The following is a 26,989-nucleotide window of genomic DNA, read 5'->3' on the forward strand; positions in this document are numbered from 1 at the left end:
AGGAGACAGGCGGATGGCGACGGCGATCGGTTTGGTGCGCAGGAAGGTGCTCGCTCCGGCACTCGACGAGGTGTCCTTCGCCGCGCGCGGGTTCCCACCCGCGCCGGCTGGGGCGACGCGACGGCTGGAGGCGATTCCGCAGTCGGTGGTCTGCGGCTTCGAGTGGGGCATCGAGGGAAGCGGCCTGGCGGAGGTGGAGCGCCGGGTGGCGCTGGTCGAGGAGGGGATGCGCGGGTTCGCCTACGAAGGCGTGGCGATGGCCTGCACCGTGCTGGACGCGTTCGCCGGGGGACGCGGCAGGCGCACCCGGGAGCTCCTGCGCGGTCCGGCCGCGCCGCACCTCTTCCTCGCCTACATCGGCATCGGGTTCGCCATGACGAGGTTGCCCCGGAAGTTGTGGAAGAACGTGCTCCCGGACCTGCCGGAGACGCCGTTGCACCCGACGATGAGCTGGCTCGCGGTCGACGGCTACGGGTTCGACCTGGCCTACTTCCGGACCCGGCGGTGGGTCGATGACCAGCGGGTGCCCGCCGCGCACCCGTGGGGCGGGTTCCCGGAGTACTTCCCGCGGGCCGTCGACCAGGGGATCGGGCGCGCGCTCTGGTTCGTCCACGGAGCCCAGGTGGACGCCGTCGCCGCCGCGGTGCGGCGGTTCCCCGTGCCGCGGCAGGCCGATCTGTGGAGCGGGGTGGGGCTGGCCGCGACGTTCGCCGGCGGTTGCGACAGCGCGAACCTGACCGCGCTCCGCGGCCACTCCGGCGCGCACGCCGATGAGCTCGGGCTGGGCGCCGTGTTCGCGGCGAAAGCCCGCACCTACGCCGGTTTCGTGCCCGAGGAGACCGGGATCGCGGTGACCGCGCTGACCGATCGGACGGTGGCCGGAGCGGTGGCGCTGGCCGACCGCACCGAGATCACCGAAGATTCTCCGGAATTGCCCGCCTACGAGTTGTGGCGGCAGCGGATCAGGGACGGAATCGCCGACCGGCAAGGGGATTCGAGCCCTCCGCAACCGGGGAGTAGGTCCGGGGTGCCGACCGCTCGATAATCGTCGTGGCGATCACGCTGCGAAACAATTTTCCCACCCAGCAAAGGGGGAGAGCGAATTGGGCAGTGGTTGGCGGGCGCTCCGGCGCCGCATTCTGACACCCGATGTATCCGAGACGTTGCTCGACGTCCGCGGATTCCACAAGAAGAGCCCGGCGGCCCAGGAGATGTTGGAAACCGTGGGGCGCACGTTCCTGGCCGGCTACGGCCACGCGGTTCAAGCGGCCACCACGGCCGAGGCCGAGGAGCAGCTGGAGACCGTCCCCACCCGCTTCCGCGGTTTCGCCTACGAAGGCGCCGCGATGGGCCTGGCCGTGCTCGACGGCCTGCCCTTCGGCGGCCGGCGCCGCGTCGAGGAGCTGCTGGCCGGTCGCGGCGACCGGCACCGCTACATGGTCTACGTGGGAGTCGGTTGGGCGATGGCCCGGCTGCCCAAGTTCTGCTGGCCCCGGGCGGATTCGTTCGACCCCCTGCTGCGCTGGCTGATCCTCGACGGCTACGGCTTCCACCAGGCCTACTTTCGGACTCGGAGCTACGTCGACGGGCACTTCCGGGACCCGGACTTCGAATGGGGCGGCGACCGCGTCGCCAGCTACGCCAACCGCGCGATCGACCAGGGCATCGGCCGGGCGCTGTGGTTCGTCGCCGGTACGGATCCGGCGGAGGTCGTCCGGCTGATCAAGGGCTTCCCCGAGCCCCGGCGGGCCGACCTGGTCGCCGGCACCGGGTTGGCGTCCTGCTACGCGGGCGGTGCTGACGCCGACGAGCTGCGCGCGCTGCGCGAAGGGCTCGGCGACTACCTGCCTGCCCTGGTCCAGGGATGCGCTTTCGCCGCCGAGGCGCGGGTGCGGGCCGGGCTCGTGGTCGAGCACAACGAGATCGCCACCGAGGTGATCTGCGGGATGACGCCGCAGGAGGCCGCTGAGATCACCCAGCGGACGCGTCCGGAACGCCCGGTCGACGAGCTCGGCGTGCCCGCGTACGAGACGTGGCGGCGCGACATCGGGAACGAGGTCCTGTCCGTGGGAGGTGTGAACGCATGATCACCGTGTCTGGGCGCTGGCTGCGCAGGCAGCTGGCGGGAATCGTGGCGCTGGCGCTGGTCGCCGGGATGTTCCTGGTGAGCCGGGTGCCCGAGCTGAACGCCGAGGAGAAGGCCGACCTGGCGAGCTCCTACGGCTTCCAACCGCTGTCCATCGCGATGCCCAGCGGATTGCCGCAGCAGGAGATCCGCCAGGTCAACCAGGACTACCGCGACATCGATGCCTGGATCTCCTCGGTGGGAGCGGGCATCGCGATGAACGACCTGGACGGCGATGGCCTGGCCAACGACCTGTGCATCACCGATCCCCGCATCGACCAGGTGGTGGTCACCCCGGCACCGGTGCCGGGCGCGGCCCCGCGCTACGAACCGTTCGTCCTGGACCTGGGGCCGTTGCCGGTGAACGACGTGATGGCGCCGATGGGGTGCGCGCCCGCGGACTTCAACGAGGACGGCCGGATGGACCTGCTGGTCTACTTCTGGGGGCGGACCCCGGTCGTGTTCCTGGGCGATCCGGGCGCCACCCGTCTCGACGCCGCGGCCTACCGCCCGACGGAACTGGTCGCGGGCAACGGGAACCCGGTGTACGACGGTCCGCAGTGGAACACCAACGCGGTCGCGGTGGACGACTTCGACGGCGACGGCCGCCTGGACGTCCTGATCGGGAACTACTTCCCGCACGGGCCGGTGCTCGACCCCTCCGTCGCCGGTGGGGTGGAGATGAACCGGTCGCTGTCCAACGCCTCCAACGGCGGTCCGAACTACTTCTTCCGCGGGACCGGAGCGGACGAGAGCTCGGTCAGCTTCGAGCGGATCGACGACGTGCTCCCGGAGGACATCTCGCAGGGCTGGATCCTGGGCGCCACCGCCAACGACGTGGACGGCGACCTGCTCCCGGAGCTCTACCTCGCCCAGGACCACGGGCGCGACGCGATGCTGCACAACCGGTCGACCCCGGGCAACATCGCGTTCGAACCCGTCTACGGGGCGCTCTCGCCCACCACGCCCAAGTCCAAGCGGATCGGTGCGGACTCCTTCAAGGGCATGGGCGTCGACTTCGGCGACCTCGACGGCGACGGTCTCTACGACATGTTCGTCAGCAACATCACCACGCCGTTCGGCATCCAGGAGAGCAACTTCCAGTTCATGTCCACCGCCCGGGACCAGGCCGAGGTGCGCGCCCGGCTGAACGAGGGCACGGCGCCGTGGGAGGACCGCAGCACCGAGGAGGGCACGGCCTGGGCGGGCTGGGCCTGGGACGTCAAGATGGGCGACTTCGACAACAGCGGTGAGCTGGAGGTGGCCCAGGCGACCGGGTTCGTCAAGGGCGAGGTGAACCGCTGGCCCCAGCTGCAGGAGCTGGCCACCGCCAACGACCTGCTGGTGGAACACCCGGAGTGGTGGCCGAACGTGCGGCAGGGCGACGATCTCGCGGGCAACCAGCGGATGCACCTGTTCGCGAAGTCGGCGGACGGCCGCTACGCCAACATCGCCCCGGAGCTGGGACTGGACGTCCCGGTGCCCACCCGGGGGATCGCGACCGGTGACGCCGACGGCGACGGCAAGCTCGACATCGCGGTGGCCCGGCAGTGGGACCAGCCGGTGTTCTACCAGAACACCAGCCCGTCCGGAGGCGAGTTCCTCGGCCTGAAGCTGGTCCACGAGGGATCCGGGTCCCCGGCGGTGGGCACCCAGGTCAAGGTCACCGCAGCCGACGGCCGCACCTTCATCGGCCGCGTCGACGGCGGCAGCGGGCACTCCGGCAAGCGCAGCAACGACGTCCACTTCGGACTCGGCGACCGGGTCGACGGGCCGGTGCGGGTCCAGCTGTCCTGGCGCGACCGGACCGGTGCGGCGCGCCAGCAGGAACTCCAGCTCAACCCGGGTTGGCACTCGATCCAGCTCGGCACCCAGGCCAAGGAGAGGTGAACATGGCCGAGCAGAAGGCGAATCCGCCCCGGCACGATCCCAAGGTAGTGACCGCGCTCCGGCGGTTCGCGATCTCGATCACCATCCTGAACATCTTCGGCTACACCGTGCTCGGCTTCGAGCAACCGTGGACCTGGCCGTTCATCGCGCTGGCCACCGGCTACGCCGTCGAGCTCGGGCTCGAGCTGATCGGCGCGCGGGCCGAGAACCGTCCGCTGCGCTTCACCGGCAACGGTTTCCGCGGGGTCCTGGAGTTCATGTACCCGGCGCACATCACCAGCCTCGCGGTCAACATGCTGACCTATCCGCAGGACCAGCTGCTGGTGATGATGTTCGGCGTGACCGTCGCGGTGGGTGCGAAGTGGATCCTGCGGGCCCCGGTGCGGGGTCGGATGCGGCACTACATGAACCCGTCGAACTTCGGCATCGCGGTGATCCTGCTGCTGTTCCCGTGGACCAGCATCGCGCCGCCGTACCACTTCACGGAGAACGTCTCCGGGGTGTTCGACTGGCTGGTCCCGCTGATCATCATCGTCGCGGGCACCATGCTCAACGCGAAGCTCACCGGTCGGATGTGGCTGATCGCGGGCTGGCTGAGCTTCTTCGTGATCCAGTCGGTGGTGCGCGGCATCGTGCTGGACACCGCGATCCTCGGTGCGCTGGGCACGATGACCGGGGTGGCGTTCGTGCTGTTCACCAACTACATGATCACCGATCCCGGGACCACGCCGTCGAAGCCGGGCGCGCAGTTCGCCTTCGGCGCGGGTGTCGCGGTCATCTACGGCGCGTTCACCGGAGCCGGCATCGCCTACGGGCTGTTCTTCGCCACCGCCACCGTCTGCCTGATCCGCGGTGCGTTCCTCTGGGCGCTGCACTTCGTGGAGAAGGCGCGCGAGCAGCGTGCGGCGCAGGAGTCCGCGGCCCTGGTGCAGCTTCCGGAAGGGCCGGGTGAGCAGGCAGGCCGGTCCGAACCGGCGGTGGTCCCCGCCGCGGACCAGCAGCGGCGCGAGGTGGCGGCGTGAGCACCGCGCTGCAGGTTCCCGGCGGCACCCGCGCGGTGCCGCCGGGGCCCCCTCGCTCCGCCACCTTCCGACTGCTGCGGGACCTGGTCGGCGACCGGTTGCGGCTGATGTCCACGGCCACCGAGCACGGGGACGCGGTCCGGTTGGCGATCGGGCCGAAGAAGCTCTACTTCTTCAACAGCCCGGACAGCGCCAAGCACGTGCTGGCCGACAACAGCGGCAACTACCACAAGGGCATCGGGCTGGTGCAGGCCAAGCGGGCCATCGGCGACGGGCTGCTGACCAGCGCCGGTGACCTGTGGCGCAAGCAGCGCAAGCTGATCCAGCCGGCCTTCCAGCACAAGCGCATCGCGGCGCAGGCCGATGTGATCGCCGAGGAGGTCGAGCGGCTGGTGCAGCGGCTGCGCGCCCGGGTCGGCACCGGACCGGTCGACGTCACCGCGGAGCTGAACGGTCTGGCGCTGGGCGTGCTCGGGCGCACCCTGCTGGACTCCGAGCTGGGCGGCTGCGACTCGATCGGGCACTCCTTCGAGGCCGTGCAGGACCAGGCCATGTTCGAGATGGTCACCCTGTCGTTGGTGCCGACCTGGGTGCCGTTGCCCAAGCAGCTGCGCTTCCGCCGAGCGCGGCGTGAGCTGCAGCGGGTGATCGACGCGCTGGTCGCCCGGCGCGGGCCGGTCGCCGCCGGCGATCCCGGTGACGACGTGCTGTCCCGGCTGATCCTGTCCACCACCGAGGAGGCGGATCCGGCCGTCGGGCAGCGCCGGTTGCGCGACGAGCTGGTCACCCTGCTGCTGGCCGGGCACGAGACCACCGCCAGCACGCTGAGCTGGACGCTGCACCTGCTGGACCGGCATCCGCAGGTGTGGGAGCGGCTGCGCGAGGAGGCGGTGGCCGTCCTCGGCACCGGTCGGCCGGTGGCCGACGACCTGCGGCGCCTGACCTACACCACGATGGTGGTGCAGGAGTCGATGCGGTTGTACCCGCCGGTCTGGATCCTGCCCCGGCTGGCGCTGGCGGACGACGAGATCGCCGGGTACCGCGTCCCGGCCGGGTCGGACGTGGTGGTGTGCCCGTACACGCTGCACCGGCACCCGGACTTCTGGGAGCGGCCGGCGGAGTTCGACCCCGACCGGTTCGACCCGCAGCGCGCGTCGGACCGCCCCCGCTACGCCTACCTGCCCTTCGGCGCCGGGCCGCGGTTCTGCGTGGGCAGCCACCTCGGCACGATGGAGGCGGTGTTCGCGATCGCGATGATCGCGCGGGAACTGCGCCTGGCCGGAGTTCCCGGTCGGCAGGTGGTGCCCGAACCGATGCTGTCCCTGCGGGTGAGGGGTGGGTTGCGGATGACGGTGCACTGCCCGGACGAGTAGGCGCGATCCGGACCAGCTCGGATGACGATGGGAGGCGGACTTGCGGCGTGTCCGGCTGACCTCGGGTTTGCAACTGCTGGAGCTCTGGTCGGCCACGGCCGGGCAGATCCAGCGGAACCAGGTCTACGAAGCGCTCTTCGACATCGCCGACGGCCGGGCCGCCGAGCTCTACGAGGTGGTGGTCGGTGCGCGGGGCCGGGAGCTCGTCGTCGCCGTCCGGCCCGACCTGCTGGTCAAGGTCTGCTTCACCTCTCCGTCGACGTTCGGGCTGCGCTACATCGGCACGCCCGGCGACCCGGCCGGATCGGACGTCGGCTGACGCCGCGCCATCCGCCGGGCCGTCGGGCATTGTCTATTGTGGATTGTCATGATTCCGGTCGGCTGGATCGGGAATCCTGAAAACCCTTGCAGGGCAACGGAAGAGACGTCGCGGGATGCCGTGACGACGAGACTGGGAACCAGCTTCCTGAACAGGTCGCGCGGGGAGACCGCGAATCCGGCGGTGGTCCTGCGCGCACTGCGTCGGGCGGCGCTGTCCGTGCGATGACGGGAGGGAAATGCCTGTGCAGCCAAGCGGAGCGGACGACCGCGAACACCGGGTCCGGACCACGACGCTCGAAGCCTTCGCCGACACCATCCTGCCGGGGGCGAAGCGCTCGGCGGACGACCCGGCGGTGGCCGGCGTCGCCGCCGACGCCGGCTCGGTGGAAGCGGGCGCCATCGAGCTGCTCGAATGGTCGGCGACCGGAGTTCACGACGGACTGGACTTCTTCGCCACGACGCTCAACGAACGGGCCGCGGAACGCGCGGCCGAGCGCGGCACCGGGCTCGATCCGTCGGTTCCGGCCTTCGCGGCCCTGGACCACGCCGACCGGCGCGCCCTGGTCGCCGAGCTCACCAGCCCCGGCCACCCGGAGAAGGAGTTCTGGGTCAGCCTGGCGCTGTTCTGCAACATGGCCTTCGACAGCGCAGCGCACCTGCACACCGCGGAGGCGATCGCGGCCGGGCACCCGGGACTGGCCGCGATGGGCATCAGCAACCCGGACGCCGACGGGCTGTGGCGGTTCCCGGCGTACTCCTACGGGCGCAAGCTGGCCGAACCACACCCGGACACCACACCATCGGGGAGCCCGGCATGAATGCGGTGGAGCAGACCGACGTCGTCGTCGTCGGCAGCGGTTTCGGCGGAGCGATCGCGGCGTACCACCTGGCCGCGGGCGGCGCCGACGTGGTGCTGCTGGAGCGCGGCCCCTGGCTGCAGAGCCAGGACTTCGAGCACGACTTCCTGCTCGGTTCCAGCTACACGCGGATCTTCGACTTCGTCGTGGGCGACGGGATGAGCGTGCTCGGCGGCAACTGCGTCGGCGGGGGCAGCGTGGTGTACTTCGCCGCGATGCCGCGCGCCCCGCGGTTCGTCTTCGAGCGGCGCGGCAGCATCGGGCGGCGGATGTGGCCCGCCTCGATCGACCGCGATTCGCTGGACCCCTGGTACGACCGGGTCTCCGAGTCGTTGTCGGTGGCCAAGCAGGACTGGGACGAGGTCTCCTACGCCGGTGGGCTGTGGGCCGCCATGTGCGACCACGCCGGGCGCACCGCGAACCCCGTCCCGGTGGCGGTGGACAACAGCCGCTGCACCAACTGCAACTGGATGATGGCCGGGTGCCGGTTCGACGCCAAGCGATCCCTGACCACCAACTACCTGCCCGCCGCGCTGGCGCACGGGGCGCAGATCCGGCCGCTGCACGAGGTGCAGCAGCTGTCCCGGACCGACGACGGCGGCTACCGCGTGCACTACGACGTGGTCGACGACGAGGACTACCGGGTGCACACCGGCAGCGGCACCATCGACGCGAAGATCGTGGTGCTGGCCGCGGGTGCCGGCGCCACACCGGTGATCCTGCAGCGCTCCGAGCCGAACCTGGGCCCGATGCCGCACGGGGTGGGCCGCTACTTCTCCGGCAACGGGGAACGGCTCAACACCGCGGTCATCAACGAGGACCGGGTGCGCGAGGTGCTGAACCTGGATCGCGGTGACGGCATCGCCTACGAGGCGAACCAGATCGGCAAGGGCCCGACGGTGGCGTCCTGGGACCGCCTGGACGGTTCGCTGCCCGAGTACACCCGCTTCTCGCTGGAGCAGCTCTACTTCCCGCCAGGCCTGGGCACCATCCTCGCCCAGGTGCCCGGCGGGTCCGAACCCGCCTGGTTCGGCGCGGAGAAGAAGGAGCTGCTCAAGCGCTGGAAGTCCTGGCTGACCATCTTCCTGATGACCGAGGACGACAACGAAGGCGTGTTCGGCCCGCCGCCCGCCACCGGCAACGCCCACCGCATCTCCCAGCAGATGCTCGGGCGCGGGTCGCTGCGCTACGACCCCACGCCGAACACGCGGCGCGGGTGGGCGCTGGCCGACGCCGAGGTCAAGGACATCGTGGAGCGCGACGGCCTGGCCGAGGTGGCGCCGTGGACCAACGACGTCGTCGGGGCCTACACGGTGCACCCCCTGGCGTCGTGCCGCATCGGCGACGATCCGGCGACCTCGGCGCTGGACGACCGGCACGAGCTGCGCGACCACCCGGGCATCTTCGTGACGGACGGTTCGGCGGTGCCCGGTGCGCTGACGGTCAACCCGGCGATGACCATCGCGGCGCTGGCCGAGCGCGCCGTGCCCGGCATCGTGCAGGCGGCCCGGGAGCGCGGGATCGACGTCAGCTACGGCGCACCGGTGCCCGGCGCGACAGGCGGCCGCACCGCGCTGCCGCTGGCCGAGACCGGGAGGAGCCGATGACGGCGGCCGGACGCGCGAGCGGGTTCGTCGCAGCCCTCAACGGGCGGTGGCACAAGGCCGCGCTGCTCGCCTACACCGTCGTGGTGCTCGGCCACTGGGCCGAGCACCTGGCCCAGGCGTTCCAGGTCTACGTGCTCGGCTGGCCGGTGCGGGAGGCCAACGGGGCGCTCGGACTGCTCGCCCCGTGGCTGGTGACCTCGGAGTGGCTGCACTACGGGTACGCGGTGGGCATGATGATCGCGTTCATCGTGCTGCGGCACGCGTTCACCGGGCGGGCGGGCACGTGGTGGCGGGCCGCCATGTGGATCCAGATCTGGCACCACTTCGAGCACCTGCTGCTGCTCGTGCAGGCGCTCACCGGGGAGTACCTGCTGGGCGCGGCGGCACCGACGAGCATCGCCCAGCTGGTGATACCGCGGGTCGAACTGCACCTGTTCTACAACACGATCGTGTTCGTGCCGATGGTCGTGGCCATGGTGCTGCACAACCGGCCCAACCCCGCTGAACTCGCCGACCTGCGCTGCACGTGCGGCGCGCACGGCGCCCGGCGGCTGGAAGCGGCGAAGGCATGACCTGGCCGGTCGCCCAGGGGCCGCACGACCACCTGATCACCTTCGACACGACCACCGGACCGCTGTGGCTGTGGGTCCTGCTGGTCCTGGGCAGCATCGCGGTCGCGGGTTTCGGGGTCGTGCGGCCGTTCCTGGGCAGGCAGGGGCGGGCGACCGTCATCGGGGTGACCGCGACGGCCGCGGGCACCGGTCTGCTGCAACTGCTCCTGACCGAGGGACTGGACCTGCCGCAGCAGGCCGCGCTGCTGGTGCTGCTGTTGCTGGCGGTGCCGGTGCTGGTCGCCCGGCAGCGGGATCCCCGGTTCGAGAAGGCCGCCCGTCGTGCGCGGCGGGCGGCCCCGGTGGTCGTGCTGCTGGCGGCGGTGGGCGCGAGCGTGGAGTTCGCCCGCGCCTGGTCGGGCGCCGGCGAGCAGACGTCGTCGTTGCACACCGGGCTGGTGATCGCGCTCGCCGGGCTCTCCTGGTTCGCGATCTGCGCCGCCCGCTCGCGCCCGGTCGCGGTCGGCACGCACGTCGTGGTGTGGTCGCTGGCGAACGCGACGACGGCGGCGACCGCGCACGTCGCGCTGCTGTCGGCGCTCACGGTCTGAGCAGCCGTCGGGGAGCTCCCGTGCCGGGAAGGGGCGCGAGCCCGTGGACACTCTCTGAAGGGCAGGCAATCCGATGGCTCCTGCTGCGTTGCGGTTCGCGTTGCGCACCGCGTTGCGCCAGGTCCGGCACGTGCCGGTGGTCCGGCCGCGCGCGGCCACCGGCCTGGTCCGGTCGGTCTACCGCCAGGTCGAGGGCGACTTCGGCATGCTGGCACCACCGGTAGCGCTGCACTCGGCGCAGCCGCAGGTGCTCGCAGCGGCCTGGACCATGCTGCGGGAAACCCTGGTCGCGCGGACCGCGGTGGACCGCACGACCAAGGAAGCGGTCGCGGCCGCGGTCTCGCTGCGCAACACCTGTCCGTACTGCGTCGAGGTGCACGGTGCCGCGCTCCAGCACGCCACCGGGTCCGGAGTGGACCCGGCTGGTGGCGTGGTGGGCGACGAGCGGCTCCGCGCGATCGGCTCCTGGGTGCGTGGTGCGGCACCGGCCCCGCCGCTGGACGACGCGGAGCGCGCTGAGCTGCTCGGGGTCGCGCTCACGTTCGACTACCTCAACCGCGTGGTCAACGTCTTCCTGCCGGATTCCCCGTTGCCGTCGGGAATTCCGGGTTCCGCGCGGGAGAGGGCGCGCGCCGCGTTGAGCAACCTCATGCTTCCCGGTGGCCGTCCCCCGGCTGCCGGCCGCGCGCTCTCGCTGCTGCCGCGGGCGCCCCTGCCGGACGACCTGGCATGGGCGCGACCGGCGGGTGGCACGGCCGATGCGGTGGCTCGCGCCAGCGCTGCGATCGAGGCCGCCGCGGCCGGGATGTCCGATGCCGCGCGGACATCGGTTCGCACCGCGGTGGCCGATTGGGACGGTCGAGCACCGGGAATCAGCCGAGGCTGGGTGGAACCGCTGCTGCCGGAGTCGGCCGAGGACCGCGCGGTGGCGCGCCTGCTGCTGCTGACCGCGCTGTCATCGTCCCAAGTGGACGAACAGGTCGCCACCGAATTCCCCGGCGGGGCGCGCGAATTGATCGCCTGGATCGCGTGGGCCGCACTGCTGGCGGCACGGCGGCAGATCGCCCTGATCGACGGGGGAGCCGGATGGAAGAAGACGGAAGCACCACGCGAAGCGAAGAATTGACGCATCGGATCGGCGCCCCGGCCGGCGCAGCCGTCCGCACCACGACCGCAACGGGAACGGCCCTGCCGCCTCCTGGTCGGTGCGCCGATCCGCACCGGTGCTCGACGGGCGGAACTCCCCGGCGAGCAGTGGGGATGAGCGCCGAGTCGCGGCCATTTCGCCGACGGCGGCCCGGTTTCCGCTGAGCCGCCCGCCCGAGGAGAGGACGGACATGAGAGACCTGCAAGGTGTGATCGACGACCTGACCGCGGAGGCGACGGAGGTCGACCGACTGGTCGCCGACCTGACCGAGGAGCAGTGGGAACTGCCCACCCCGGCGCCGGGCTGGAGCATCAAGCACCAGATCGGCCACCTCGCCTTCATCTTCCAGATCGCCGGGATGGCCGCCGCGCGACCGGACGACTTCCGGGCGATGGCCGAGCAGACCAATCGCACCGGGTTCGACAGCGCGGTCAACGCCGTGCTGGAGAACTACGTGCACGACCCCTCCGAGGTGCTGCTGGCGCGGTGGCGCGACGAGCGGGACACCGGGATCAAGGCGCTGGCGGCGGTTTCGCCGGACCAGGTGGTGCCGTGGCTGGTCAACCCGCTGCCGCCGGTGGTGCTCGGCTGCGCCGGGATGATGGAGCTGTTCGCCCACGGCCAGGACGTCGCCGACGCCCTCGGGGTCCGGGTGCCGCGCACCGACCGGATCCGCAACCTCGTCGGTTTCGCCGTCCGGACCTGGGAGTTCGGCTACCAGTCGCGCGGTCTGACACCGCCGGACGTCGAGTTCGGCTTCGACCTCGTCGGCCCCTCCGGAGCCCGGTGGACCTTCGGTCCGGAGGACGCCGAGCAGCGGATCACCGGTTCGGCGGAGGACTTCTGCCTGCTGGTGACCCGGCGCAGGCACCGGGACGACCTGGCGGTCTCGGCCGTCGGCGCGGACGCCGAGCACTGGCTGGACATCGCCCAGGCCTACCGCGGACCGGCGGGGCCGGGCCGGGAACCCGGGCAGTTCGCGTCCCGGAGCTGACCGGGCGGCCGGTGTCCGCGCGGTACCCGCGCCGTCGCGGACCGGCCCGAGCATTCCGGGAACTGACGTCGAGTTGGTGCACCGCAGGAGAAATCGCTGCGGGGTGCGGTGGGCAGGCTTCGTCGGTGAGGTGATCTCGCCGCTTACCGGGGACGCGGTGAAGCGAGGCGTCCCCCCCTTTCGTCCGATGGTGGAACGGATCGCTCGCCAAGAGCGCGATCGCACCGAGCGGAGTTCAGGTGGCTAGCTGTGAATTGCGGTGGTCGGCATGAGAAGTGAACGGATCGCGATCGTGGGTATCGGATTGCGCTACCCCGACGCGAACTCGACGAAGGAACTCTGGGACAACCTGCTGGCCGGGCGCCGGGCCTTCCGGCGGTTGCCCGACGTGCGGATGAACCACGCGGACTACTTCTCGCCCGACCCGGACGCGCCGGACCGCTTCTACTCGGCGAAGGCCGCGGTGCTGCGGGACTTCGAGTTCGACCGGGTGAAGTACAAGGTGTCCGGCCGCACCTTCCGCTCGACGGACCTGACGCACTGGCTGGCGCTGGACGTGGCCTGGCAGGCGCTGGCCGACGCCGGGTTCCCGGACGCGGAGGGGCTGCCCAAGCAGCGCACCGGTGTGGTGCTGGGCAACAGCCTGACCGGTGAGTTCTCCAGGGCGAACCTGATGCGGCTGCGCTGGCCCTACGTCCGGCGCACGGTCGCCGCGGCGCTGGACGAGCGCGGCTGGGGCGAGGCGGAGGCGGCCGAGTTCCTGCGGGACCTGGAGATCCAGTACAAGGCGCCGTTCCCGGAGATCAACGAGGACACCCTGGCGGGCGGGCTGGCGAACACGATCGCCGGCCGCATCTGCAACCACTTCGACCTCGCCGGCGGCGGGTTCACAGTGGACGGTGCGTGCTCCTCGTCCCTGCTGTCCGTGGTGACCGCGGCGAACTCGCTGGTCGAGGGCGACCTGGACGTGGTGCTGGCAGGCGGGGTGGACCTCTCCATCGACCCGTTCGAGGTGATCGGCTTCGCCAAGACCGGCGCGCTGGCCACCGGCGAGATGAAGGTCTACGACCGCGACTCCAACGGTTTCTGGCCCGGCGAGGGATCCGGCCTGCTGGTGCTGATGCGGGAATCGGACGCGCTGGAGCGCGGTGCCCGCATCTACGCGACGATCACGGGCTGGGGCGTTTCATCCGACGGAAAGGGCGGCATCACCCGGCCAGAGGCCGCTGGGCACCGGCTGGCCCTGCAACGCGCCTACGACAAGGCCGGGTACGGGGTCGAGACCGTTTCGTACTTCGAGGGGCACGGCACCGGGACCGCCGTGGGCGACGCCACCGAGATCACGGCGCTGTCCACCGCCCGCCGCGATGCCGACCCGGCTGCGGCACCGGCCGCGCTGAGCACCATCAAGGGCAACATCGGGCACACCAAGGCAGCGGCCGGCGTCGCCGGTCTGATCAAGGCGGCGCTGGCCGTGCACCACCAGGTCATCCCGCCGGGCACCGCGCACCACGACCCGCACCCGCTGCTGTCCGGTGCGGACACGGCGCTGTACGTACCGGCCGAGGCCGAGTCGTGGCCCGGCGACGTCCCGATCCGCGCGGGCGTGTCGGCGATGGGCTTCGGTGGGATCAACACGCACGTCGCGCTGGAGGGCGCTTCAGACGCGGTGCCCCGCAAGCGGGTCGACGCGCGCACCCGACGCGTCGTGGCGGGCAGGCAGGACGCCGAGCTGCTGCTGCTCGACGGTGACGACCTCGATGCGGTGCGGTCGCAGGTGGCGCGGCTGGCCGGCGTGGTCCCCGCGCTGTCGCTGGCCGAGCTGACCGACCTCGCCGCCGGGCTGGCGGCCGAGCTGGCGGGCCGCCCGGTCCGGGCCGCGGTCGTGGCCAGCACGCCGGAGGACGCCGCGCGCAAGCTGGGCAAGCTGCTGGAGGAGCTGGAGGCGGGCACCGGTTCGGTCTTCTCGCCCGGGGAGGGCGTCTTCCTCGACCAGCGCACGTCCGCACCGCGCATCGGCTTCCTGTTCCCCGGTCAGGGCTCGGGCCGGGGCGGGGTCGGCGCGATCCGGCGCCGGTTCGCAGCGGCCGAGGAGGCCTTCCAGCGTGCGGACCTGCCAGCGGTCGGCGATCAGGTCGCCACCCAGGTCGCCCAGCCCCGCATCGTCACCGGTTCGGTGGCCGCCCTGCGGGTGCTGCGGCAGCTCGGCGTGGAGGCCGACACCGCGGCCGGGCACAGCCTCGGTGAGCTGACCGCCCTGCACTGGGCCGGTGCGATGGACGAGCAGCAGGTCCTGCGGCTGGCCGAGGTGCGCGGGGCGGTGATGGCCGAAGCCAGCAGCGGCGGCGGGGCGATGGCCGGGTTGTCGGTCGAACCGGACCGCGCCGAGCAGCTGTTCGCCGGTGCGGACGTGGTGATCGCCGGGTACAACGCGCCGCGGCAGACGGTGGTCTCCGGCCCGGCCGACGCGGTCGACCGGGTCTGCGAGCGGGCGCGGGCGGAAGGCATCACCGCGACCCGGATCAACGTCTCGCACGCCTTCCACTCGCCTGCCGTGGAGCCCGCGGCCCGGGCGCTGACCGAACACCTGCGCGGGATGGAGTTCGACCGGCCGAGCCGCCCGATGGTGTCCACCGTGACCGGTGGCGTCCTGCACGGCGGGGAGGACATCGCGGAGCTGCTGCGGGACCAGGTGGTGCTCCCGGTGCGGTTCCGGGAGGCGGCGGCGGAGGTCGCCGGGCGCAGCGACCTGCTCGTCGAGGTCGGGCCGGGGCGGGTGCTCACCGGGCTGGCCGGCGAGACCGCGCCCGAAACGCCGGTGCTGCCGGTGGACACCGACAGCACGTCGCTGGGCCCGCTGCTGCGGGTCGTGGGCGCCGCCTTCGCGCTGGGCGCGGCGGTGGACACCGACGCGCTGTTCGCCGACCGGGTCACCCGGCCGCTCCCGCTGGACGGCGGCATGAGCTTCCTGACCAGCCCGTGCGAGGCCGCGCCTGAGATCGGCACCGGGCTGGCGCCGGACACCGCCGCTGCGCAGGTCGGCGCCACCCCGGTTCCGGAGGCGCTGTCCGACCGCACCGCCGCGCTGCCGGACAGCGGGAACAGCACCTTCGAGCTGCTGCGCAGGCTGGCGGCAGAGCGGGTGGAACTGCCGCTGGAGACCGTCACCGCCGACACCCACCCGCTGGACGACCTGCACCTGAGCTCGATCACGGTCGGGCAGCTGGTCAACGACGTGACCCGCGCGCTCGGCCGCCCGCCGCTGGAGGGCATGCCGAACTTCGCCACGGTGTGCCTCGGAGAGCTGGCCGAGATGATCGACGAGCTCGGCGAGACCGCCCGCCCGCAGGACAACTCGGGCGGGGACGAGGTCGCGGGGGTCGCACCGTGGGTGCGCCCGTTCGCGGTGGACTGGGCGCCCGCCGACCGGCCGATCGTGGACACCGGCCACGGCGAGGCGACCAGCGAGTGGACGGTGTTCGCGCCGGACTGGCACCCGCTGGCCGAGCGGCTGCGGCTGGCGCTGTCGCGGGCCGGCCTGGGTGACGGTGTGCTGCTGTGCCTGCCCGCCGACGTCGACGAGGGCTACTTCGGCATGTTCCTCGACGCCGCGCGCGCGGTGCTGGCCGCGCCGAACGGCACCAGGTTCATCGTGGTGCACCAGGGCCTCGGCGCGTCCGGCCTGGCCAAGACGCTGCGCCTGGAGGACCCCTCGGTGCGCACCACCGTCGTCCACCTGCCGGAGCCGACCCCGGCGCTGGACGACGAGATCGACCAGGCGGTGTCGCGAGTGGTCATCGAGACCGCCGCGACGACCGACTTCACCGAGGTCCGCTACGACGAGGCGGGAGTCCGGACCGTTCCGGTGCTGCGCTCGGTGCCCGTGCCGGACGCCGCCGGATCGACTCCGCTGGAAGCCACCGACGTGCTGCTGGTGACCGGTGGCGGCAAGGGCATCACCGCGGAGAGCGCGCTCGCGATCGCCAAGGACTCCGGTGCGCGTCTGGCGCTGCTGGGCCGCAGCGACCCGGAGACCGACGCGGAGCTCGCCGCGAACCTGTCCAGGATGGACGCCGCGGGCGTCCGCTACTCCTACCAGCGAGCGGATGTCACGTCGCCGGGGCAGGTCCGGGACGCGGTCGCGCGGTTCGAGGCCGAGCTGGGTGCGATCACCGCGGTGCTGCACGGTGCGGGCCGGAACGAGCCCGCCGCGCTGTTCAGCCTCACCGAGGAGGCGTTCGAGCAGACGGTCGCGCCGAAGATCGGCGGGCTGCGCGCGGTGCTGGCGGCGGTCGACGAGAGCCGCATCAAGGTGCTGGTGACCTTCGGCAGCATCATCGGCCGGGCCGGGCTGCGCGGCGAGGCGCACTACGCCACCGCCAACGACTGGATGACCACCGAGACCCTGCGCTTCCAGGAGCGCAACCCGGCGGCCAGGGTGCTCGCCCTGGAGTGGTCGGTGTGGTCCGGCGCGGGGATGGGCGAGCGGCTCGGTGTGGTCGGTGCGCTGCAACGCGACGGCATCACCCCGATTCCGGCCGAGGAGGGCATCGAACTGCTGCGGCGGGTGCTCGCGGATCCGGCAGTGCCCCCGGTGCTGGTGGTGTGCGGCCGCACCGGTGGTCTGCCGACGCTGCCGCTGGAGTCGACGGACCTGCCGCTGGCGCGCTTCGTCGACCGGGCCGTGGTGCACTACCCGGGCATCGAGCTGATCACCGAGGCCGATCTGTCGGTCGGCAGCGACCCGTACCTCGCCGACCACTTCCTCGACGGCGACCTGCTGTTCCCCGCGGTGCTGGGCATGGAGGCGATGACGCAGGTCGCCGCCGCGGTGACCGACCGCGCGGGCAGCCCGCTGCTGGAGGACGTCGAGTTCGTGCGACCGGTGATCGTGCCGCAGAACGGGAGCACCACGATCCGGCTGGCCGCGCTGGTGCGCGACGGCGACGCGGTCGACGTGGTCCTGCGCAGTTCCGAGACCGGGTTCGGCGCCGACCACTTCCGGGCCCGGCTGCGGTTCACCCGGCCCGAGCTGGACGGCGGACCGGTTCCCGGGAACACCGGGCTGCCCGCGGTGCCGGTGGACCCCGTCACCGAGCTGTACGGCGGAGTTCTGTTCCAGGGCAAGCGGTTCCAGCGGTTGGTGTCCTACCGGCGGGCCAGCGCGAGGAACGCGGTGGCCGAGATCGCGGCCGGTGAGCAACCGTCCTGGTTCTCGCCGTTCCTGCCGCAGCACCTGCTGCTGGCGGACCCGGGCACGCGGGACACGGCGATGCACGCCATCCAGTGCTGCGTGCCGGACGCGATCCTGCTGCCGCAGGGCATCGCGGAGCTGCACCTGGCGCAGAAGGCCGACCAGGAAACGGATTTCGTCGTCCTGGACGCCCGCGAACGGTCGCAGGACGGGGACAGCTACGTCTACGACGTGGACCTGCGCGCACCCTCCGGCGAGCTGGTCGAGCGGTGGACCGGTCTGTCGCTGCGCGCGGTGCGCTCCCGAGCCGGGGCCGGGCCGTGGGTGCCGAGCATGATCGGCCCGCACGTGGAACGCGCCCTGGAGCGGGTGCTCGGCGGCAGCCGCGCCGTCGTGGTCGAACCGGACCCGGCCGGCGTCGAGGTGGCCACCACCGCCCAGCGGCGCAAGCAGACCGAGCTCGCCCTCGGCCGGGCGCTGGACCGGCCGGTCCGGGTGCACTACCGGCCGGACGGCAAACCGGAGGTCGACGGTGCCGCGGTGTCGGCTTCGCACAGCGCGCAGCTGACCCTGGCGGTGGCCGGGCCCGGCCGGTTGGCCTGCGACGTGCAGGCCGCGGCCGCGCGCGACGAGCAGGACTGGGCCGGGCTGCTGGGAACCGAGCTGCTCGCGGTGCGCGATCTGCTGGCCGCCGAGCTCGGTGAGCCGCCGACCGAGGCCGCCACCCGCGTTTGGGCCGCGCTGGAGTGCGTCCGCAAGACCGGGTCGATGGCGCAGGCGCTGACCCTGCACGAGGTGCACGAGCACGGTTGGGCCGTGCTCGCCAGCGGATCGGCCCGCATCGCGACCTGGGTGACGACGGTCCACGACCGGCCGGATCCCGTGGTCTTCGCGGTGCTGGAGGAGGACCGATGAGCCGCGCCCGCCCGACCCGGCGGGAAGAGCCGGGCGCGAACGTCCCGCGCAACGCTGTGGAGGGCTGAAGATGCCGGACTACTACGAGATCCGTCACACGGTCGGGTTCGAGGAGACCAACCTGGTCGGCAACGTCTACTACGTCAACTACCTGCGCTGGCAGGGCCGGTGCCGGGAGATGTTCCTCAAGGAGCAGGCACCCGAGGTGCTGGCGGACGTGCGCGAGGACCTCAAGCTGTTCACGCTCAAGGTGGATTGCGAGTTCTTCGCCGAGATCACCGCGTTCGACGAGCTGTCCATCCGGATGAGGCTGTCGGAGCTGACGCAGACGCAGGTCGAGTTCAGCTTCGACTACGTGCGGATCGACGACGGGGCGGAGCACCTGGTCGCCCGCGGTCGCCAGCGGATCGCGTGCATGCGCGGGCCGAACGCGAACACGGTGCCCACGCGGGTTCCCGAAGCGCTGCGGGCGGCTTTGGCCCGCTACACCCCGAAACCGCTGGCAGCCCAGAGCAGCGGGGGGTGAGCGGGCATGGCCGAACCACCCACGCGGCGGTCCACGATCAGCAGGCTGCCGGTGTCCGCGGAGAGCAGCGCGCGGATCTCCGGGCAGGCCGGGCTGCGGGAGGTGATGGCCCGCTTCGCCACCGGGGTCACGGTGCTCACCGCGCCCGGCGAGCGGGGGCACGGCATGACCGCCAACGCGTTCACCTCGGTGTCGCTGGAGCCGCCGCTGGTCCTGTGCTGCGTCTCGCGGGCGGCGCGGATGCACGAGGCGATCGTGTCCGCGAACTCCTTCGCGGTGTCGATCCTCGGGTCCGGACAGGAGGCGACGGCCCGCTACTTCGCCGACTGGCGGCGTCCGCGCGGCCAGGCCCAGTTCGAGCAGGTCGACTGCACGCCCGGTCCGCGGACCGGCGCGCCGCTGCTCGACGGCGCGCTGGCGTGGCTGGAGTGCGCGCTGACCGAGGTCCACGCGGGCGGCGATCACTCGATCTTCGTGGGCGAGGTGCTGCACGCCGGTCGCGGTGCCGCGGGAGAGGCGTTGTTGTTCAACAACGGTCGGTTCGAACGCACCGGCGCACGGGGAACGGGTGACCGCCGGGCTACCGGGTGAAGGAGTGATCGCGATGGCAGCACAGGGTGCCGAACAACCGAAGCCGGCCCGGCGGGCGGGGCCGCCGCTGCGCGAAGCGGCGGACCGCGCGCCGGAGGCGCAGCCGGTCGACGAGGACGACGTGCGCTGCTTGCCGACGTTGGGCGCGGGGATCGTCTGGAGCGAGCTGGCCGCGGAGATGGAGCGCGACTGGGCGAGGTGGTCGGCGCGGCGAAGGAACACCGGGGAACGAGCGGCGTAACGACTCCGGTCGTCGTCGGGGCGCTGGCACGTCGTCGGGCAGGAAGTCCGTGGAAACATTCTGAGAGGTTCGGTTCGCATGGTCATTGTCATGAGTCCCAGCGCCACCGACGCCGATATCCGGGCCATCGTGTCGAAGGTGCGGGCTGCCGGGGGAGAGGCGTTCATCAGCCGCGGTGATCGGCACGCCGTCATCGTGCTGCTCGGCGACGTCGAACTGTTCGCCGGGCTCAACCTCGGCCGGATGGCCGGCGTTCTCCGGGTCATGCGGGTGTCCACGAGCTACAAGCTGGTCAGCCGGGAGCACCACCCGGAGCGCTCGGTGGTCGACGTCGCGGGAGTGCCGATCGGCCCGGACAACTTCACCGTGATCGCCGGTCCGTGCGCCGTGGAGTCGGCGGAGCAGACCGCGGCGGCGGCGGAGCTGGCGATGCGGGCCGGGGCGACGTTGCTGCGCGGCGGTGCGTACAAACCCCGCACCTCGCCGTACGCGTTCCAGGGCCTGGGCGAGCGCGGGCTGCGCATCCTGGCCGAGGTGCGAGCCGAGACCGGGTTGCCGATCGTGACCGAGGTCGTCGACGCCGACGACGTCGACGTGGTCGCCGAGCACGCCGACATGCTGCAGATCGGCACCCGCAACATGCAGAACTTCGCGCTGCTGCAAGCTGCTGGTGCGGTCGGCAAACCGGTGCTGCTCAAGCGCGGGATGAACGCGACGATCGAGGAGTGGTTGCTGGCCGCGGAGTACATCGCCCAGCGCGGGAACCTCAACATCGTGCTGTGCGAGCGCGGTATTCGCACGTTCGAGAAGGCCACCCGCAACACGCTGGACATCTCGGCGGTCCCGGTGGCCCAGTACCTCTCGCACCTGCCGGTGATCATCGATCCGTCGCACTCCGGCGGGCGGCGGGAGCTGGTGCTGCCGCTGAGCCGGGCGGCGGTGGTGGCCGGGGCGGACGGCGTCATCGTCGACGTGCACCCCGCTCCGGAAACGGCGAAGTGCGACGGCCCGCAGGCCCTCGTCGGGGCGGACACCGACGAGCTGGCCGATTCGATGGCCAGGCTGGCCGAGTTCATGGGGCGGCAGCTGACCAGCAGGCAACCGGTCCACCTGGTCCCGTCCGGCGCGCGGTTGACCGCCTGAACCCGCGCGGAAGTCCGGTGCGGACGGTTCGTCCGCGCACCGTCAGCGAATCGGCGACAAGTGAGGAGAACGAGACGATGGGTTCGGATGTTCCGGCTCGGGACGAGCTGGTCCGCCGCGCGGCGGAACTCGCGCCGCTGCTGCGCAAGCACGCGAACTGGGCGGAGGACAACCGCCGGCTGCACGACGAGGTGGTCGAAGGGCTCGAGGACGCCGGCATCTTCCGGTTGCGGGCGCCGAAGCGCTTCGGGGGCTTCGAAGCCGACACCGGGACGCTGGTCGAGGTGGCCGCCGAGCTGGGCCGCGGGGACGGCGCCGCGGCCTGGGTGGCCAGCGTGTACTGGATTCCCACCTGGATGACGTGCATGTTCCCCGACGCGGTGCAGGAGGAGGTGTTCGCCACTCCGGACGTGCGGGTGTGCGGAACGCTGAGCCCGAGCGCGATGGCCACCCCGGCCGACGGCGGGATCGTGGTCAACGGCAAGTGGGGGTTCATCAGCGGCGCGCACCACAGCCACTGGCAGGAGATCATCGCCGTCTACGCGGCCCCGGACTCCGAGCCCTACCCGGTCGTGGCGCTGGTGCCGATGTCGGACCTGCTGGTCGTCGACGACTGGCACGCGTCGGGGCTGCGCGGCACCGGCAGCGTGAGCACGGTGGCCAAGGACGTCTTCGTCCCGGCGGAGCGGGTGCTGCCGCTGCCGCAGGTCCTGCAGGGACAGTCGGCCTCCGCGGAGAACGCGAAGAGCCCGGCGTACCGCACGCCGCTGCTGCCGGTCGCCTCGGCGTCGTCGGTGGGCACCGTGCTCGGTCTCGGCCGGGCCGCGAAGGAGGTCTTCCTGGAGCGGTTGCCGCACCGCAAGATCACCTACACCGGTTACGAGAGCCAGCGCGAAGCCCCGCTGACCCACCACCAGGTCGCCGAGGCCGCGAACAAGCTCGACGAGGCCGAGTTCCACGCGCACCGCTTGTCGTCCACTGTGGATCGCAAGGGCGCCGAGGGTGCGGAGTGGAAGCTGGTCGAGCGAGCGCGGGCCAGGGGAGACCTCGGTTCCGTGGTGCGGTTGGTGAAGGAGTCGGTGGACGTGCTCGCCACGGCCAGCGGCGGCTCCTCGGTCTACCGGGACGTTCCCGTGCAGCGGATCGCCCGGGACGTGCAAGCAGTGCACCTGCACGCGCTGATGCACCCCAACACCAACGCCGAGCTGTACGGCCGCGTGCTCTGCGGCCTGGAAGCCGACACCGCCTACATCTAGGCGGCGCGGCCGCGCGACCAGATCCGGAAGAACTCCCTCCAGCGGAAAGGAACCGACATGACCACGACCGAAACCGCCACCGGCAACGCCGTCGCCGTCACCGACGCGGACAAGGCCGCCGTCGCGGCGCTCTCCCAGCGCGTGGTCGCGGCGTGGGCCTACCACGACGCGACGGCCTTCGCCTCGGTGTTCACCGAGGACGGCACCATGATCCTCCCGGGCGTCTACCGCAAGGGGCGCGGCGAGATCGAGGCCTACATGCGGGAGGCCTTCGACGGCCAGTACCGGGGGACGCAGGTCACCGGCAAGCCGATCGACGTCCGCTTCTTCACCGCGGAGGTCGGGGTGCTGCTGACCATGGGCGGCGTGCTCGCCGAGGGCGAGACCGAGGTGACGCCGGACAGCGCGATCCGCGCGTCGTGGCTGGTCGTCAAGCGCAACGGCGAGTGGCAGCTGGCCGCCTACCAGAACAGCCCGCGCGACTGACCGCGGCCCGGCCGGTGCGCGGGGCACGCGACTCGCGCACCGGCGGGCGGGGAACCTCCCCGCCCGGTGGAAGTCCACTTTCGCGCCAACCCGCGCGATGAACATCCCTTGGTTCGGCCGAGACGTTGGAGGCGTCTGCGATGGGTGATTTCTTGGGCAGCCGTGCCGTGGTGCTCGGCGGTGGCATGGCCGGTCTCCTGGCAGCGCGGGTGCTGTCCGAGCGGTACCGGGAGGTCGTCCTGGTCGACCGGGACGAGCTGGCCGGGGTGACCAGGCCCCGGCGCGGGGTGCCGCAGGGCAACCACGCGCACGCGCTGCTGGCCCGCGGGCAGCAGATCCTGGACGAGCTGTTCCCCGGCCTGCACGCCGAGCTGACCGCGGCCGGCGTCCTCAGCTGCGACCTCGCGGGCAACCTGCGCTGGTACTTCAACGGAACACCGCTGCAGCAGGCGCAATCCGGGCTGCTCAGCGTCTCGGCCACCCGCCCGGTGCTGGAATCGCACGTCCGGGACCGGGTGCTGGGGCTGCCGAACGTGCGGTTGCGCGAGCGGACGGTGATCCAGGGCCTGGTCGCCGACGGTGCGGCGGTGACCGGTGTCCGCCTGGTGGGCCCGGACCGGTCCACCGCGGACGAGCTGACCGCCGACCTGGTCGTGGACGCCACCGGACGGGGCAGCCGGACCCCGGTGTGGCTGGCGGAACTGGGCTTCCAGCAGCCCGCCGAGGACCGGGTCAAGATCGACCTGGCCTACACCACGCAGCACTTCCGGCTCGACACCGACCCGTACGGGAGCGATCTGTCGATCAACCCGGTGGCGTCCCCGCGCAATCCGCGCGGCGCGTTCTTCGCCAAGCTGCGCGACGGCGTGTCGATGCTGTCGTTGACCGGCATGCTCGGCGACCACCCGCCGCGCGACCGCGAGGGCTTCCTGGAGTTCGCCCGGAGCCTGGACGCCCCGGAGATCTACCGGGCGATCCGGACGGCCGAACCGCTCGACGACGCCGTCACCTTCCGGGTGCCCGCCAGCGTCCGGCGCCGCTACGACAAGCTGTCCCGCTTCCCGTCCGGCCTGCTGGTCATCGGGGACGGGGTGTGCGCGTTCAACCCGGTCTACGGGCAGGGCATGACGGTCGCCGCGATGGAGGCGGTCGCACTGGCCGAGCACCTGGCGGGCGGGGAGGTGCGGCCGCTGGAGTACTTCCGCCGGATCACCCCGATCATCGACGTGCCGTGGGAGATCTCGGTCGGCGGGGACCTGGCGTTCCCGGGCGTCGAGGGGCCGCGCACCCTCAAGTCGAGGATGGGCAACGCCTACATGGCGCGGCTGCACGCGGCCGCGCAGCGGGACGGCCGGTTCTCCGAGGCGTTCTTCCGGGTCGCGGGCCTGATCGACCCGCCGCAAGCGTTGATGCGACCGCGGTTCGTCCTCGACGTGCTGCGGGCGGCCCGCGGTCCGCTGCCTGCCCCGCCGCTGCCGGAGCGGTCTCGCGACCTGGCTGCCTGAGCTGCGCCGGCCGGCCCCGATCCCGGGGTGAGGATCCGTTCCCGATCGTGCTGCTCCGAAGTCGCCGAAGTGCGGCTTCGGAGCTTTTCGGCGTGGCGATCATGAATTGTTCATGATTCGTCCGGCGCATTCTTCACGCCGATGGATGAGCCGTTCCCTTGAACGCGTTCGGGACCGGATCGGAAAATCGGTTGTGCTCCTCCGCCATGTCCGCGCCTGGGGATTTCATCGTGGTTTTCCGGTGGCGGGGAGCGGGGCACGAGGGGAGAACCGATGAGCGTGGCGATAGCCGAGGCAGTGGGCCGGGCCATCGATCGGATGCGCCGCGACCTGGCCGAACCGGTCACGGTGGACGAGCTGGCCAGCTCGGCGATGTTCAGCAAGTACCACTTCACCAGGGTTTTCCGGCAGCACACCGGATTGTCGCCGGCCCGCTTCCTGTCGGCGCTGCGCATCGCGGCGGCCAAGGAGCTGCTGCGGTCGAGCTCGGCGACCGTCGTCGACATCAGCCACCAGGTCGGCTACAACAGCGTCGGCACGTTCAGCGCCCGGTTCCACCGCAGCGTCGGCATGCCGCCGAGCGCTTATCGGCGAAACGAGGAAATCACCGGTGCCGCGCAGCGGATCGCACGCCGGAACACGCCGCCGGTGCTGCGCGGGAACATTTCCCCGCACGCCCGGAAACTGCGCCAGCCGGTGTTCATCGGCTTGTTCCCCGGCCGGATCATGGAGGGCGCGCCGGCCCGCTCCGTCGTGCTGGACTGCGCCGGGCCGTACCAGTTCGACGACCTGCCCGCGGGGACCTGGCACCTGCTCGCGCACTCGCTGCCCGTCGCCGGTCACCCGGTCGCCGGGCAGTCGCTGGTCGGCGGCGCGGGCCCGGTGACCATCAAGCGGGGGGTCTCGGCGGGCATCGCGGACTTGCGCCTGCGCCCGCGATGCGCCTTCGACCCGCCGATGCTCAGCGCGTTGCCGGAGCAGTGCCTGGCCTCGTTCGAACCGCGGGTGGCGCACCGCGCGGGCTGACGCGCTGGACCGCACCACCGCGTGCGATCCGCGGTGGTGCGGTTCCGCGCTCAGAACGAGGGCTGGGACCGGACCAGCGGGGCGTCGTCGTCGAGGCCCGCCACCGCCGACCGGGCCGGGGGAGCGGACGAGCCCTTCGCCGGCCACGAGCGGAAGAGGCGGACGAGCGGTGCGGTCATCACCGTGGAGACCAGCGCCATCAGCACGAGGATGGTGAACAGCTGCTGGGACAGGACGCCCAGGTCGAGCCCGATGTTGAGCACCACCAGCTCGGTCAGGCCCCGGCAGTTCAGCAGCGCGCCCACCTGCAGCGCGCGGGGCCAGGGCTCGCCCAGCGCGCGCGCCGCGACCGCGGAGCTGGCCAGCTTGCCGACCACCGCGACCAGCACGACGGCCAGGAACCACAGCCACGACGTCGGCTCGGCGAACAGCTGGCCGAGGTCGGTTCGCAAGCCGCTGTAGGCGAAGAACAGCGGCAGCAGCAGCGTGGTGGTGAACCCGCTGATCGTCTCCTGCACCCGGTCGGTGAGCGCGTTGTCGCGGGGGAAGACGATGCCGAACAGGAATGCGCCGAACATCGCGTGCACGCCGATCCACTCGGTGGCCATCGCGCACAGCAGCACCCCGGTCAGCGCGAGCGGCATGGCGGCGCGCAGGCGCTTCTCGCTGGCGCCTTCGACGAACCGGTTCAGCAGCGGCCGCACCACGAGCAGCAGCAGGCCGGTGAACAGCGCGGTCGCGACGATGGTGACCGCCACGCCGGACAACGACGAGGCCGTCGTCAGCGCGATGGTCAGCGCCAGCAGCGTCCACGCCGTGACGTCGTCGACCACCGCGCAGGTGATCGCCAGCACGCCGGTCTCGGTCCCGAACATGCGCAGCTCCACCAGCAGCCGCAGCAGCACCGGCAAGGCCGTCACGCTCATCGACACCCCGAGGAACATCGCGAACGGCAGCTGGCCGACGCCCGCCGGGGCGAGGGTCCGGTGCGCGACCAGCGCGAGCAGGATGCCGAGCAGGAACGGGGTGGCGATGCTGACGTGGCTGATCACCAGCGCGAGCCGACCGCGCCCGCGGATCAGCCTGGTGTCCAGGTGCAGCCCGGCGAGGAAGACGAACAGCGCGATGCCCAGCTGGGCGAGCAGGTTCAGGGCGGGCAGGCCGGAGGCGGGCAGCAGGAACTCCGCGAGCGTCGGTGACAGCGCGCCCAGCACCGACGGGCCCAACACCACACCGGCGGCGATCTCCCCGACGACGGAGGGCTGACCGAGGCGCTGCGTCAGCCAGCCCGCCGCCTTGCACGCGGCCAGCACGGTGGCGGTGGTGAGCAGGAACTCGGCCAGCGGGAAGCCGAGCGCGGCGCTCGTGGTGCCGGTGGAGCTGTCCATCCTCGACACCAGCGCGACGGTGATGGACACCGGCACCACCGCCAGCAGGACGTAAACGCCCCACGCCTGCAGTCCGCGCCCGGTTCGCCGCTTGGCTGCGGGGTGATTGGACATCGGGTCGACCTCCCGTGCGGTCCGTGATTCGGTGACCGGCGCACGTCGGCCGGAGCCGCGATGCCTCGCGCGGCTCCGGCCGAGCCGGTCGTGCTGTGCTCCGGGG

The 26,989-nt window shown here is 72.0% G+C and carries 22 protein-coding genes; 21 read left to right on the forward strand and 1 reads right to left on the reverse strand.

The window, feature by feature from the left end; all coding sequences use genetic code 11:
• The first annotated feature begins 13 nt into the window (after positions 1-13).
• The 21 genes from OU416_RS23205 to OU416_RS23305 all read left to right on the forward strand — a co-directional run bounded on the left by OU416_RS23205 (position 14) and on the right by OU416_RS23305 (position 25,381).
• Positions 14-1,045: a DUF1702 family protein gene (locus tag OU416_RS23205; protein WP_270929128.1), complete on the forward strand. Its 1,032-nt coding sequence runs from the start codon at positions 14-16 to the stop codon at positions 1,043-1,045.
• A gap of 58 nt (positions 1,046-1,103) precedes the next feature.
• Positions 1,104-2,087: a DUF1702 family protein gene (locus tag OU416_RS23210; protein ID WP_372907168.1), complete on the forward strand. Its 984-nt coding sequence runs from the start codon at positions 1,104-1,106 to the stop codon at positions 2,085-2,087.
• A complete protein-coding gene (locus OU416_RS23215; protein WP_270929346.1) occupies positions 2,087-4,015 on the forward strand; it encodes a CRTAC1 family protein in 1,929 nt (642 codons plus the stop codon). The genes OU416_RS23210 and OU416_RS23215 overlap by 1 nt, the downstream gene beginning before the upstream one ends.
• 2 nt (positions 4,016-4,017) lie before the next feature.
• Positions 4,018-5,037, forward strand: a complete 1,020-nt coding sequence (locus tag OU416_RS23220) for an enediyne biosynthesis protein (RefSeq protein WP_270929129.1) — start codon at positions 4,018-4,020, stop codon at positions 5,035-5,037.
• Complete coding sequence (locus OU416_RS23225; RefSeq protein WP_270929130.1) at positions 5,034-6,410, forward strand: cytochrome P450; 1,377 nt, start codon at positions 5,034-5,036, stop codon at positions 6,408-6,410. Before OU416_RS23220 ends, OU416_RS23225 begins: the two co-directional genes overlap by 4 nt.
• A gap of 40 nt (positions 6,411-6,450) precedes the next feature.
• The gene (locus tag OU416_RS23230; protein ID WP_270929131.1) at positions 6,451-6,729 is read left to right on the forward strand and encodes a DUF6235 family protein; all 279 of its coding nucleotides are present in this window, start codon (positions 6,451-6,453) and stop codon (positions 6,727-6,729) included.
• A gap of 238 nt (positions 6,730-6,967) precedes the next feature.
• Positions 6,968-7,549, forward strand: coding sequence for a DUF5987 family protein (locus OU416_RS23235; protein WP_270929132.1), 582 nt, complete (start codon positions 6,968-6,970; stop codon positions 7,547-7,549).
• Positions 7,546-9,195, forward strand: a complete 1,650-nt coding sequence (locus tag OU416_RS23240; protein WP_270929133.1) for a GMC family oxidoreductase — start codon at positions 7,546-7,548, stop codon at positions 9,193-9,195. Before OU416_RS23235 ends, OU416_RS23240 begins: the two co-directional genes overlap by 4 nt.
• Positions 9,192-9,767: a hypothetical protein gene (locus tag OU416_RS23245; RefSeq protein WP_270929134.1), complete on the forward strand. Its 576-nt coding sequence runs from the start codon at positions 9,192-9,194 to the stop codon at positions 9,765-9,767. The genes OU416_RS23240 and OU416_RS23245 overlap by 4 nt, the downstream gene beginning before the upstream one ends.
• Complete coding sequence (locus tag OU416_RS23250) at positions 9,764-10,357, forward strand: DUF6239 family natural product biosynthesis protein (protein WP_270929135.1); 594 nt, start codon at positions 9,764-9,766, stop codon at positions 10,355-10,357. Before OU416_RS23245 ends, OU416_RS23250 begins: the two co-directional genes overlap by 4 nt.
• A gap of 73 nt (positions 10,358-10,430) precedes the next feature.
• Entirely contained in the window at positions 10,431-11,483 is a 1,053-nt protein-coding gene (locus OU416_RS23255; protein WP_270929136.1) for a carboxymuconolactone decarboxylase family protein, read from the forward strand.
• A gap of 211 nt (positions 11,484-11,694) precedes the next feature.
• A complete protein-coding gene (locus OU416_RS23260; protein WP_270929137.1) occupies positions 11,695-12,498 on the forward strand; it encodes a TIGR03084 family metal-binding protein in 804 nt (267 codons plus the stop codon).
• A 268-nt stretch (positions 12,499-12,766) separates the two neighbouring features.
• Complete coding sequence (locus OU416_RS23265; RefSeq protein ID WP_270929138.1) at positions 12,767-18,607, forward strand: type I polyketide synthase; 5,841 nt, start codon at positions 12,767-12,769, stop codon at positions 18,605-18,607.
• Positions 18,608-18,677: 70 nt separating this feature from the next.
• Positions 18,678-19,133, forward strand: a complete 456-nt coding sequence (locus OU416_RS23270; RefSeq protein ID WP_270929139.1) for an acyl-CoA thioesterase — start codon at positions 18,678-18,680, stop codon at positions 19,131-19,133.
• A 6-nt stretch (positions 19,134-19,139) separates the two neighbouring features.
• Positions 19,140-19,724, forward strand: coding sequence for a flavin reductase family protein (locus OU416_RS23275; protein WP_270929140.1), 585 nt, complete (start codon positions 19,140-19,142; stop codon positions 19,722-19,724).
• A 13-nt stretch (positions 19,725-19,737) separates the two neighbouring features.
• Positions 19,738-19,965 carry a DUF6222 family protein gene (locus tag OU416_RS23280; protein WP_270929141.1) on the forward strand — a complete coding sequence of 76 codons (228 nt, stop codon included), beginning with the start codon at positions 19,738-19,740 and terminating at the stop codon, positions 19,963-19,965.
• Between the two features lie 90 nt (positions 19,966-20,055).
• Complete coding sequence (aroF, locus tag OU416_RS23285) at positions 20,056-21,108, forward strand: 3-deoxy-7-phosphoheptulonate synthase (RefSeq protein ID WP_270929142.1); 1,053 nt, start codon at positions 20,056-20,058, stop codon at positions 21,106-21,108.
• Positions 21,109-21,185: 77 nt separating this feature from the next.
• Positions 21,186-22,364, forward strand: coding sequence for an acyl-CoA dehydrogenase family protein (locus tag OU416_RS23290; RefSeq protein WP_270929143.1), 1,179 nt, complete (start codon positions 21,186-21,188; stop codon positions 22,362-22,364).
• A gap of 57 nt (positions 22,365-22,421) precedes the next feature.
• Positions 22,422-22,850, forward strand: a complete 429-nt coding sequence (locus OU416_RS23295; protein WP_270929144.1) for an SgcJ/EcaC family oxidoreductase — start codon at positions 22,422-22,424, stop codon at positions 22,848-22,850.
• 140 nt (positions 22,851-22,990) lie between these two features.
• The gene (locus tag OU416_RS23300) at positions 22,991-24,355 is read left to right on the forward strand and encodes an FAD-dependent oxidoreductase (RefSeq protein ID WP_270929145.1); all 1,365 of its coding nucleotides are present in this window, start codon (positions 22,991-22,993) and stop codon (positions 24,353-24,355) included.
• A gap of 273 nt (positions 24,356-24,628) precedes the next feature.
• Positions 24,629-25,381: a helix-turn-helix domain-containing protein gene (locus tag OU416_RS23305; protein WP_270929146.1), complete on the forward strand. Its 753-nt coding sequence runs from the start codon at positions 24,629-24,631 to the stop codon at positions 25,379-25,381.
• A 50-nt stretch (positions 25,382-25,431) separates the two neighbouring features.
• On the opposite strand, the gene OU416_RS23310 is transcribed toward OU416_RS23305, so the two are convergent.
• A complete protein-coding gene (locus OU416_RS23310; RefSeq protein WP_270929147.1) occupies positions 25,432-26,883 on the reverse strand; it encodes a cation:proton antiporter domain-containing protein in 1,452 nt (483 codons plus the stop codon).
• Between the last annotated feature and the right edge of the window lie 106 nt (positions 26,884-26,989).

Origin of the sequence: Saccharopolyspora indica, assembly GCF_027853965.1 — a bacterium.
Taxonomy (GTDB): domain Bacteria; phylum Actinomycetota; class Actinomycetes; order Mycobacteriales; family Pseudonocardiaceae; genus Saccharopolyspora; species Saccharopolyspora indica.

What these genes read in the sequence shown, in the direction of transcription:
- OU416_RS23205 (WP_270929128.1), top strand. Translation starts at nt 14, where the DNA reads ATGGCGACGGCGATCGGTTTGGTGCGCAGGAAGGTGCTCGCTCCGGCA.
- OU416_RS23260 (WP_270929137.1), top strand. Translation starts at nt 11,695, where the DNA reads ATGAGAGACCTGCAAGGTGTGATCGACGACCTGACCGCGGAGGCGACG.
- OU416_RS23270 (WP_270929139.1), top strand. Translation starts at nt 18,678, where the DNA reads ATGCCGGACTACTACGAGATCCGTCACACGGTCGGGTTCGAGGAGACC.
- OU416_RS23280 (WP_270929141.1), top strand. Translation starts at nt 19,738, where the DNA reads ATGGCAGCACAGGGTGCCGAACAACCGAAGCCGGCCCGGCGGGCGGGG.
- OU416_RS23235 (WP_270929132.1), top strand. Translation starts at nt 6,968, where the DNA reads ATGCCTGTGCAGCCAAGCGGAGCGGACGACCGCGAACACCGGGTCCGG.
- OU416_RS23220 (WP_270929129.1), top strand. Translation starts at nt 4,018, where the DNA reads ATGGCCGAGCAGAAGGCGAATCCGCCCCGGCACGATCCCAAGGTAGTG.
- OU416_RS23245 (WP_270929134.1), top strand. Translation starts at nt 9,192, where the DNA reads ATGACGGCGGCCGGACGCGCGAGCGGGTTCGTCGCAGCCCTCAACGGG.
- OU416_RS23255 (WP_270929136.1), top strand. Translation starts at nt 10,431, where the DNA reads ATGGCTCCTGCTGCGTTGCGGTTCGCGTTGCGCACCGCGTTGCGCCAG.
- OU416_RS23250 (WP_270929135.1), top strand. Translation starts at nt 9,764, where the DNA reads ATGACCTGGCCGGTCGCCCAGGGGCCGCACGACCACCTGATCACCTTC.
- OU416_RS23295 (WP_270929144.1), top strand. Translation starts at nt 22,422, where the DNA reads ATGACCACGACCGAAACCGCCACCGGCAACGCCGTCGCCGTCACCGAC.
- OU416_RS23240 (WP_270929133.1), top strand. Translation starts at nt 7,546, where the DNA reads ATGAATGCGGTGGAGCAGACCGACGTCGTCGTCGTCGGCAGCGGTTTC.
- OU416_RS23275 (WP_270929140.1), top strand. Translation starts at nt 19,140, where the DNA reads ATGGCCGAACCACCCACGCGGCGGTCCACGATCAGCAGGCTGCCGGTG.
- OU416_RS23290 (WP_270929143.1), top strand. Translation starts at nt 21,186, where the DNA reads ATGGGTTCGGATGTTCCGGCTCGGGACGAGCTGGTCCGCCGCGCGGCG.
- OU416_RS23265 (WP_270929138.1), top strand. Translation starts at nt 12,767, where the DNA reads ATGAGAAGTGAACGGATCGCGATCGTGGGTATCGGATTGCGCTACCCC.
- OU416_RS23300 (WP_270929145.1), top strand. Translation starts at nt 22,991, where the DNA reads ATGGGTGATTTCTTGGGCAGCCGTGCCGTGGTGCTCGGCGGTGGCATG.
- OU416_RS23310 (WP_270929147.1), bottom strand. Translation starts at nt 26,883, where the DNA reads ATGTCCAATCACCCCGCAGCCAAGCGGCGAACCGGGCGCGGACTGCAG.
- aroF (WP_270929142.1), top strand. Translation starts at nt 20,056, where the DNA reads ATGAGTCCCAGCGCCACCGACGCCGATATCCGGGCCATCGTGTCGAAG.
- OU416_RS23305 (WP_270929146.1), top strand. Translation starts at nt 24,629, where the DNA reads ATGAGCGTGGCGATAGCCGAGGCAGTGGGCCGGGCCATCGATCGGATG.